Below are 7,765 nucleotides of genomic sequence, written 5' to 3'. Positions count from 1 at the left end.
CAATCAACTGGGTAAATAAATCAGTAAATTTATTTATTTTTCAATATATTGCAACTAAAGTACTAAATTATATTTTTTAAAGCCCATGCTAAATCTCCCTGGCTACAGTACCTGCAGTTGAGTTACGCCACCCGGATTGAAACAAAACAAAAAGGACTTAGCCAGTTTCCTGTCTAAGTCATTGTTTTATATGGTGGCCCCTGCTGGACTTGAACCAGCGACCAAGCGATTATGAGTCCCAAACTTAAACCTTATAAAACAATAAGTTACTTTAATTTCAACACCTTGCGCCGTCGAATAGTGTGGAATATGAAAGCATAGTGAATAGGTTTGCTGCCATTTTGCTGCCATCAAATAAGATTTAAGGGGTTTAACTCCACAGCTTCTGTTAGATGGTCTGGGGCGAAATGAGCATAGCGCATCGTCACCTTAATATCAGTGTGTCCAAGGATACGCTGCAGTACAAGAATGTTGCCCCCGCGCATCATAAAGTGGCTTGCAAATGTGTGCCGTAGAACGTGTGACAGCTGCCCGTCAGGTAGTTCAATCCCCGCTCGCTTAATCGCCCCACGAAACGCAGAATAGCACCCCGTAAAGACTGGTTTGGAAGTTCTTACTTTTGGAAGTATTTCGTAAAGCTCATCACTTATTGGAACGGCGCGGTTTTTCTTGCCCTTGGTTTTGATATAGGTGATTTTGCCGGGGCTGATTTGCTTGCCTGTAAGTGACTCCGCCTCGCCCCATCGTGCGCCGGTTGCAAGGCATATTTTGACGATGGTTACTAAATCAACTGCTTTACTTTTCTCACACTCTGCCAGCAGTTGCTTGACTTCTTCGACTGTTAGCCAGGCCAGCTCTGCCTCATCAATTTTAAATTCCCGGACGTTTTCGAGCGGATTGGGCGCACTCCAGTCATCAAGTCTTTTCAGTTCGTTGAACATGGCGCGGAAGTACGCCAGCTCAAGATTGACGGTACGGGGCGTCACTGCTTTTACTCGATCGGAACGTGTAATTTTCCCGCTTAAACGTTGTTCACGGTAGGTTGCAAAAAGTTTGGCGTTAAATTCAGTGGCGAGAGGGTTTCCCATAGCAAAGCAGGCAAATTCCATTGCACCCTTACGCTTGAGGCCATCAGAGAGTGTAACGCCATGAGCGTTGAACCAAGTTTCAACAAGGTCAGTAACTCGCCGCTTATCTGCTTTTTCCCCCAGCCAGGGCTTGTCCTGCGCTTGATCCTTAATGTGGCGCTCAAAGGCCATGGCTTCCCCCTTAGTGGCGAATTGGCGACGGATGCGCCGCCCATCCCTACCGTTGGGGAAGACCTGAGCCTGCCATTTACCATTAGCGAGTTTTGTTACAGCCACGTTTTTTACCTTTGCGTGATTAACTCTTTAGCAAATATTGATAAACCGGGCTTACCTTCTTCAAGGTAACAGCACTTTTCAAACGCTTTGCTCCATTCACCATTGGCGGACATTAACTGGTCTTCATTCAATATATTGCCGTGTTTGCGGAGTAAATTTATTGCCTGCTTTTTTGTAATGCTAAAATCATATTTATCTTCCGTCATATACTCTACCTTTCGAGGCTGGGGAGTAATTGAAATCGGTAATACTGTGACTTTGACTCTGTCTGCAGGCGTTTGGTACAAAGTACGATATGCTGCGTAAATGGCTGCCTTGTCTGATTCGTACTTAATATCTTTCGTTGAACTCCCTGATAAAGTGCGCGGCGAGATTTGGATGTGTAAAGGCTTTTCAGACAAAATTTTGAAAGATGGAAAATCCTTACCGTCTACGGTATAAGTTGGATAATCATTATAGTTTTCCATCAAGTCATTAATGTTTTTGAATTGTTCAGGTGCTGCTATTGCAGCAAATGATGACAAAATTAAAACGCCTGTGACTAAAACTCTCATTTATTCTCCTTACGATATTTAATATCAGTCCACGTTATCTATTTTGCTTGCCACTTTCCCTAAAACTTTTACATCAGAGGCCGCACACTCAAATGATGCAGGACCATTTTCTACACGAACTCGCCCGCCAGGCAGACGGTAAACCTGTCTGATGCTAGCAAAGCCATCTATCTCAATCAGCCAAGTGCCGTCATTGATTTCATCTTTACATTCACTGACGAGATAAGTCGTCGATTCAAATTTGACAAGAAACGGATCTGTGGTGTTTTGAGGAATTAGGCGTAGATCATAACGAATCGTTGCTGCGGTGTTTAAAACCCCATTTGTGATTTCATTTAATTGCAAAGTCAATCCATGATCTTCATTTGGCATAGCTTCCTGGGTGCCCTTACCAGTAGTTAGCCAAAGCAAGGGTATACCTGTGTCCAGATGGCAGGCTATAAGCCAGTCATGTGGGAAAGTGTCACGCATCCAGCGGTTAGCCATTGTGCTTTGAGATACGCCGAGATGATCACATAGAGCTTGCCTTGTGCTAAATCCATAAGCTTGCAGAATGCGTGTTATGGCCTCTCTCCCACCACTTTGTGATGAAAAATTGAACTTTGAAATCACGTCAGGGGTTTCTTTTGTGTTTGACATATCTCAATTGCGATCCTATTATCGGTTTTGTGGTGTTCGGTATATGTGCGAATACATCCGAATAGTGAAGTTTTTAAACACAAACTGAGGAATAGTGCATCATGAAAAGTAATTTTTCAATGCGCCCCAGCATCAACCTTGTGGTATCTGAGCCATTCATCACACTGGATGAGTTCTGTCGCCGTACTGGCTATAAGCCAAGCTATGCCCGTCAAATGATCCGGGAAAACCGCCTGCCTATCAGGAAGAAAGCCGGAGTTAACAGCCTTATCGAAATCAACATGTTCGCGTTAACGATGGAAGCGGCCCAAGGCTGCGAAGTCGCAATGCAAGCCTGATAGTTCCATTTTGGGATAGAAAAGGATTTACATCATGTTTGATTATCGTGTTTCCAAACATCCGCATTTTGACGAAGCCTGCCGGGCTTTTGCGCTGCGTCACAACATGGCGAAGCTGGCAGAACGTGCAGGAATGAACGTCCAGACGCTGCGTAACAAACTGAACCCGGAGCAACCGCATCAGCTCACCCCTTCGGAAATCTGGATGCTTACCGATCTTACTGAGGACTCCACGCTGGTTGACGGTTTTCTGGCTCAGATTCACTGCCTGCCATGCGTACCGATGAACGAAGTGGCAAAAGAGAAGCTGCCGCATTACGTCATGAGCGCTACTGCTGAAATCGGACGTGTTGCTGCCGGTGCCGTATCGGGCGATGTGAAAACCACTGCAGGCCGCCGCGATGTTATCAGCAGCATAAACTCTGTTACTCGTCTGATGGCACTGGCTGCCGTTTCGATGCAGGCGCGTTTGCAAGCTAACCCGGCGATGGCAAGCGCGGTGGATACCGTGACGGGCCTCGGCGCTTCGTTCGGTCTGATCTGAGGTGGTTATGCTGACTAAAGAACCATCTTTCGCGTCACTTCTCATAAAACAAAGCCCGGCAATGCACTACGGTCATGGCTGGATCATGGGGAAGGATGGCAAACGCTGGCACCCGTGCCGCTCTCAGGATGAACTGCTGGCTGACCTGTCCACAACCAAACAGGGGAAATCATGGCTATTGAAGGCGCTACGGCGACTGTTCCATTAAGCCCCGGTAAACGCCTGGACGGACTGAACCATATTGCGGAATTGAGGGCTAAAGTGTTTGGTCTGAATATTGAGCCGGAGCTTGAAAGGTTTATTAAAGATATGCGCGATCCACGCGACGTAAATAATAAACAGAATGAGCGGGCACTGGCAGCCATTTTTTATATGGCAAAAATTCCGGCAGAACGTCACGGCGTCAATATTAGTGATCTGACTACTGACGAAAAGCGGGAACTGGTGAAAGCAATGAATCATTTTCGTGCAGTGGTGAGCTTATTTCCAAAGCGGCTAACCATGCCGAATTAACCCACAACAGAAATTAATGGCGTAAACCCGCCGGGCTTCTTATTACCCAAATTCAGGAGAAACAACTATGCGAAATATTGAAACCCGTACCATTCAAACAGGACCAGATGATGCTGGACTCAACCTGCTGCTGACTGAGGCACGCAAAGAAGAACGCCGGGGACGCGCAGATGTGATGGCTGCGCGTCTGGATTCTTTAGCTGCCCGTATCGTGTCACGTCAGCTTAACCACACGGAAGCGGCTGAGCTGCTGCGTCAGGAAGCTGTGAAGATTCAGAACGAAGCGCAGGAGATCCACTGATGGCTGATTCAATGGACCTCGTACAGCAGCGCGTTGAAGAAGAACGCCAGCGCCACATCCACACCGCCCGCAATAAGGCACCGGGCGTTTCCCGTGTTCTCTGCATTGATTGCGATGCGCCGATCCCGCCAGCTCGCCGCCGCGCCATTCCGGGCGTGCAGTGCTGCGTCACTTGTCAGGAAATTTCAGAGCTGAAAGGCAAACACTACAACGGGGGTGCTGTATGAGCACTATCCTGAAATGGGCGGGAAATAAAACCGCCATCATGCCGGAACTGATTAAGCACCTTCCTGCTGGCTCGCGACTGGTTGAACCTTTCGCGGGTTCATGCGCTGTAATGATGGCGACAGACTATCCTCATTATCTTGTCGCGGATATTAATCCCGATCTTATCAATCTCTATAAAAAAATTGCCCTCGATTGTGAGGCTTTCATATCACGTGCAAAAAATATTTTTGCGATAGCGAATAGAGAAGTTGCTTATTACAACATTAGACATGAGTTTAATCATTCCTCTGAAATTACTGATTTCATGAAAGCAGTATATTTCCTTTATCTCAATCGTCATGGTTATCGTGGACTGTGCCGCTATAACTTGAGCGGTCATTTTAATGTCCCTTACGGTAACTATAAAAATCCGTATTTCCCTGAAAAAGAAATACGCACTTTTGCAGAAAAGGCTCAACACGCAACGTTTATCTGTGCCAGCTATGACGAAACACTGGCGATGCTGCAGACGGGTGATGTGGTTTATTGTGATCCGCCATACGATGGCACATTTAACGGTTATCACACTGCCGGTTTTACAGAGGACGACCAGTATCATCTGGCGTCTATTCTTGAACGCCGGTCATCAGAAGGTCATCCGGTTATCGTGTCCAACAGCGACACATCCATGACACGCTCCCTTTATCGTAATTTCAACCGCCACCGTATCACCGCAAAGCGCAGCATGGGTGTGGCTGCAGGTGATGGTAAATCTGCATCAGAAATCATCGCCACAAAATCAGCAGGCTGGTTTGATGTCGATTTGGCGTCCGGTCCAGATATCTCGGTGGAAACTGAGGTGCGGGCGTGGCAGTGAGTAAATTCACATTACATAATGCACCAACCACCGGCGGCTCGAATGAGGCCGCCGTGGCCTTTTCATGGAATAACCCCAAAAAAGCGGTTAACCCATATCTGGACCCGGCGGAAGTCGCGCCGGAGTCTGCGCTCGCAAACCTGATCGCTCTTTACGCTGCGGATAACGAGCAGGAGCAGCTGCGCCGTGAGGCGCTGAGCGATGAGGTCTGGGAACGCTATTTCTTCAATGAATCCCGTGATCCTGTCCAGCGTGAAATGGAGCAGGACCGGCTGATTAGCCATGCCAAAATGGCGCGCGAGCAGCAGCGTTTTAATCCCGATCTGGTTATTCTGGCTGACGTTAACGCCATGCCGTCCCATATCAGCAAGCCTCTGCTGGAGCGGATTAAATATTTCCATAGTCTGGGCAGAGCAAAAGCCTATTCCCGCTACCTGCGTGAAACAATCAGGCCGTGTCTTGAGCGGCTGGAGCGCGTGCGTGACAGTCAGGTGTCTGCCTCTTTCCGGTTCATGGCGAGTCATGACGGGCTGGAGGGGCTGCTGGTACTGCCTGAAATGAATCAGGATCAGGTCAAGCGTCTTTCCACGCTGGTTGCGGCACATATGAGCATGTGTCTCGATGCGGCCTGTGGTGATCTGTTTGTCAGCGATGATGTTAAACCAGAAGAAATCCGCCAGGCATGGGAAAGGGTTGCCGCAGAGGCGATGCGCCTTGAGGTCATCCCGCCTGCCTTTGAGCAGTTACGCCGCAAAAAGCGCCGCCGCAAGCCGGTGCCCTATGAACTGATCCCACCATCGCTGGCGCGTATGCTGTGCGCGGACTGGTGGTATCGCAAATTGTGGCAGATGCGCTGCGAGTGGCGCGAGGAACAACTGCGCGCCGTCTGCCTGGTCAACAAAAAAGCATCCCCGTATGTCAGCTACGAAGCCGTGATCCACAAACGCGAGCAGCGCCGCAAATCGCTGGAGTTCTTCCGCTCACATGAGCTGGTTAACGAAGACGGCGACACGCTGGACATGGAAGACGTGGTGAACGCCAGCAACAGCAATCCGGCACACCGCCGTAATGAAATGATGGCCTGTGTTAAGGGGCTGGAGCTGATCGCGGAAATGCGCGGAGACTGCGCGGTGTTTTATACCATCACCTGCCCGTCACGCTTCCACGCAACCCTCAACAACGGCAGACCTAATCCGAAGTGGACCAGTGCCACTGTCCGGCAGAGTAGTGACTATCTGGTTGATACGTTCGCCGCTTTCCGCAAGGCAATGCACAAGGCCGGGCTGCGCTGGTATGGCGTCCGGGTGGCAGAGCCGCACCACGACGGCACCGTGCACTGGCACCTGCTGTGCTTCATGCGCAAAAAAGATCGCCGTTCCATCACCGCGCTGCTGCGTAAGTTTGCCATCCGTGAAGACCGCGAGGAGCTGGGCACCAATACAGGGCCGCGCTTCAAGTCCGAGCTTATCAACCCGCGCAAGGGCACGCCGACCAGCTATATCGCTAAATACATCAGCAAAAACATCGACGGGCGCGGGCTGGCTAAAGAAATCAGCAAAGAAACCGGCAGATCACTGCGTGACAGCGCCGAGCATGTCAGCGCCTGGGCGTCACTGCACCGTGTCCAGCAATTTCGTTTCTTTGGTATTCCGGGGCGTCAGGCATACCGCGAGCTGCGCTTGCTGGCTGGTCAGGCGGCGAGAGTGCAGGGCGAACGCAAAGCAGGTGCGCCGGTACTGGATAATCCACGTCTGGATGCGGTACTGGCGGCGGCTGATGCGGGCTGCTTTGCCACCTACATCATGAAGCAGGGCGGTGTGCTGGTTCCCCGTAAACATCACCTTGTCCGCACGGCATATGAACTTAACGACGAACCGAGCTCCTACGGCGATCACGGTATCCGTATCTATGGCATCTGGTCCCCGATTGCAGAGGGCAAGATTTGCACGCACGCGGTGAAGTGGAAAAAGGTTCGTAAGGCCGTTGACGTTCAGGAGGCGGCAGCCGACCAGGGCGCTTGCGCCCCTTGGACTCGTGGCAATAACTGTCCCCCTGTTGAAAATCTGAACAAATCAGGGGGTGATTTACCCGATATTAAAACCATGGATGAGAAGGAGCTGCAGGAATATCTCCACAACATGGGCCAGAAGGAACGGCGGGAGCTGACAGCCAGGTTAAGGCTGGTGAAACCGAAGCGGAAAAAAGCATACAAACAGACTATTTCGGATAAGCAGCGCCTGCAACTTAAGGCAGAGCTAAGTTCCAGAGGGTTCGATGGTAGCGAGTCAGAGATTGACCTGCTTCTGCGCGGCGGCAGTATTCCGTCAGGTGCCGGGCTGCGTATTTTTTACCGCAACCACCGCCTGCAGGAAGATGACAAATGGCGTCAGTGGTACTGATACCGGAGCTTTAACAATTCTTGCTCTTA

The 7,765-nt window shown here is 50.0% G+C and carries 11 protein-coding genes and 1 tRNA gene; 8 read left to right on the top strand and 4 right to left on the bottom strand.

Translation table 11 applies throughout. The features are described from left to right. Window positions 1-191: 191 nt before the first annotated feature. From NNO04_RS07515 to NNO04_RS07500, 4 genes are all read right to left on the bottom strand, one after another. A tRNA-Ile gene (locus NNO04_RS07515) sits at window positions 192-268 on the bottom strand. Between the two features lie 82 nt (window positions 269-350). Further along, the gene (locus NNO04_RS07510; RefSeq protein WP_023223463.1) at window positions 351-1,364 is read right to left on the bottom strand and encodes a phage integrase; all 1,014 of its coding nucleotides are present in this window, start codon (window positions 1,362-1,364) and stop codon (window positions 351-353) included. 5 nt (window positions 1,365-1,369) lie between these two features. Continuing rightward, window positions 1,370-1,918, bottom strand: a complete 549-nt coding sequence (locus tag NNO04_RS07505; RefSeq protein ID WP_023223462.1) for a hypothetical protein — start codon at window positions 1,916-1,918, stop codon at window positions 1,370-1,372. 24 nt (window positions 1,919-1,942) lie between these two features. After that, a complete protein-coding gene (locus NNO04_RS07500; RefSeq protein WP_271444125.1) occupies window positions 1,943-2,557 on the bottom strand; it encodes a phage repressor protein CI in 615 nt (204 codons plus the stop codon). 101 nt (window positions 2,558-2,658) lie between these two features. On the opposite strand from NNO04_RS07500, the gene NNO04_RS07495 reads away from it, so the two are divergent. The 8 genes from NNO04_RS07495 to NNO04_RS07460 all read left to right on the top strand — a co-directional run bounded on the left by NNO04_RS07495 (window position 2,659) and on the right by NNO04_RS07460 (window position 7,736). Beyond that, window positions 2,659-2,895: a hypothetical protein gene (locus NNO04_RS07495; protein WP_015386350.1), complete on the top strand. Its 237-nt coding sequence runs from the start codon at window positions 2,659-2,661 to the stop codon at window positions 2,893-2,895. Between the two features lie 34 nt (window positions 2,896-2,929). Then, window positions 2,930-3,439, top strand: coding sequence for a phage regulatory CII family protein (locus tag NNO04_RS07490; protein WP_023206291.1), 510 nt, complete (start codon window positions 2,930-2,932; stop codon window positions 3,437-3,439). Between the two features lie 7 nt (window positions 3,440-3,446). After that, window positions 3,447-3,647 (top strand): phage filamentation protein Fil family protein, encoded by a 201-nt coding sequence (locus NNO04_RS07485; protein WP_015386352.1) that lies wholly within the window; start codon window positions 3,447-3,449, stop codon window positions 3,645-3,647. Beyond that, window positions 3,611-3,952 (top strand): DUF5347 domain-containing protein, encoded by a 342-nt coding sequence (locus NNO04_RS07480; RefSeq protein WP_013098807.1) that lies wholly within the window; start codon window positions 3,611-3,613, stop codon window positions 3,950-3,952. The genes NNO04_RS07485 and NNO04_RS07480 overlap by 37 nt, the downstream gene beginning before the upstream one ends. A gap of 67 nt (window positions 3,953-4,019) precedes the next feature. Next, on the top strand, window positions 4,020-4,253 hold the full coding sequence (locus NNO04_RS07475; protein WP_023223460.1) for a DUF2732 family protein: 234 nt from the start codon (window positions 4,020-4,022) through the stop codon (window positions 4,251-4,253). Then, window positions 4,253-4,480 carry a TraR/DksA family transcriptional regulator gene (locus NNO04_RS07470; protein ID WP_063132334.1) on the top strand — a complete coding sequence of 76 codons (228 nt, stop codon included), beginning with the start codon at window positions 4,253-4,255 and terminating at the stop codon, window positions 4,478-4,480. Before NNO04_RS07475 ends, NNO04_RS07470 begins: the two co-directional genes overlap by 1 nt. Next, on the top strand, window positions 4,477-5,337 hold the full coding sequence (locus NNO04_RS07465) for a DNA adenine methylase (protein WP_271444124.1): 861 nt from the start codon (window positions 4,477-4,479) through the stop codon (window positions 5,335-5,337). The genes NNO04_RS07470 and NNO04_RS07465 overlap by 4 nt, the downstream gene beginning before the upstream one ends. After that, entirely contained in the window at window positions 5,328-7,736 is a 2,409-nt protein-coding gene (locus tag NNO04_RS07460; protein ID WP_271444123.1) for a replication endonuclease, read from the top strand. The genes NNO04_RS07465 and NNO04_RS07460 overlap by 10 nt, the downstream gene beginning before the upstream one ends. Window positions 7,737-7,765 lie beyond the last annotated feature (29 nt).

Source organism: Citrobacter sp. Awk 4 (genome assembly GCF_028069725.1).
Classification (GTDB): domain Bacteria; phylum Pseudomonadota; class Gammaproteobacteria; order Enterobacterales; family Enterobacteriaceae; genus Citrobacter_D.
This window is presented reverse-complemented; position numbering and strand designations above follow the sequence as displayed.

Excerpts from the sequence above, each read along its gene's own strand:
- NNO04_RS07505 (WP_023223462.1), bottom strand. The coding sequence starts at position 1,918 with ATGAGAGTTTTAGTCACAGGCGTTTTAATTTTGTCATCATTTGCTGCA.
- NNO04_RS07490 (WP_023206291.1), top strand. The coding sequence starts at position 2,930 with ATGTTTGATTATCGTGTTTCCAAACATCCGCATTTTGACGAAGCCTGC.
- NNO04_RS07475 (WP_023223460.1), top strand. The coding sequence starts at position 4,020 with ATGCGAAATATTGAAACCCGTACCATTCAAACAGGACCAGATGATGCT.
- NNO04_RS07485 (WP_015386352.1), top strand. The coding sequence starts at position 3,447 with ATGCTGACTAAAGAACCATCTTTCGCGTCACTTCTCATAAAACAAAGC.
- NNO04_RS07465 (WP_271444124.1), top strand. The coding sequence starts at position 4,477 with ATGAGCACTATCCTGAAATGGGCGGGAAATAAAACCGCCATCATGCCG.
- NNO04_RS07495 (WP_015386350.1), top strand. The coding sequence starts at position 2,659 with ATGAAAAGTAATTTTTCAATGCGCCCCAGCATCAACCTTGTGGTATCT.
- NNO04_RS07500 (WP_271444125.1), bottom strand. The coding sequence starts at position 2,557 with ATGTCAAACACAAAAGAAACCCCTGACGTGATTTCAAAGTTCAATTTT.
- NNO04_RS07480 (WP_013098807.1), top strand. The coding sequence starts at position 3,611 with ATGGCTATTGAAGGCGCTACGGCGACTGTTCCATTAAGCCCCGGTAAA.
- NNO04_RS07470 (WP_063132334.1), top strand. The coding sequence starts at position 4,253 with ATGGCTGATTCAATGGACCTCGTACAGCAGCGCGTTGAAGAAGAACGC.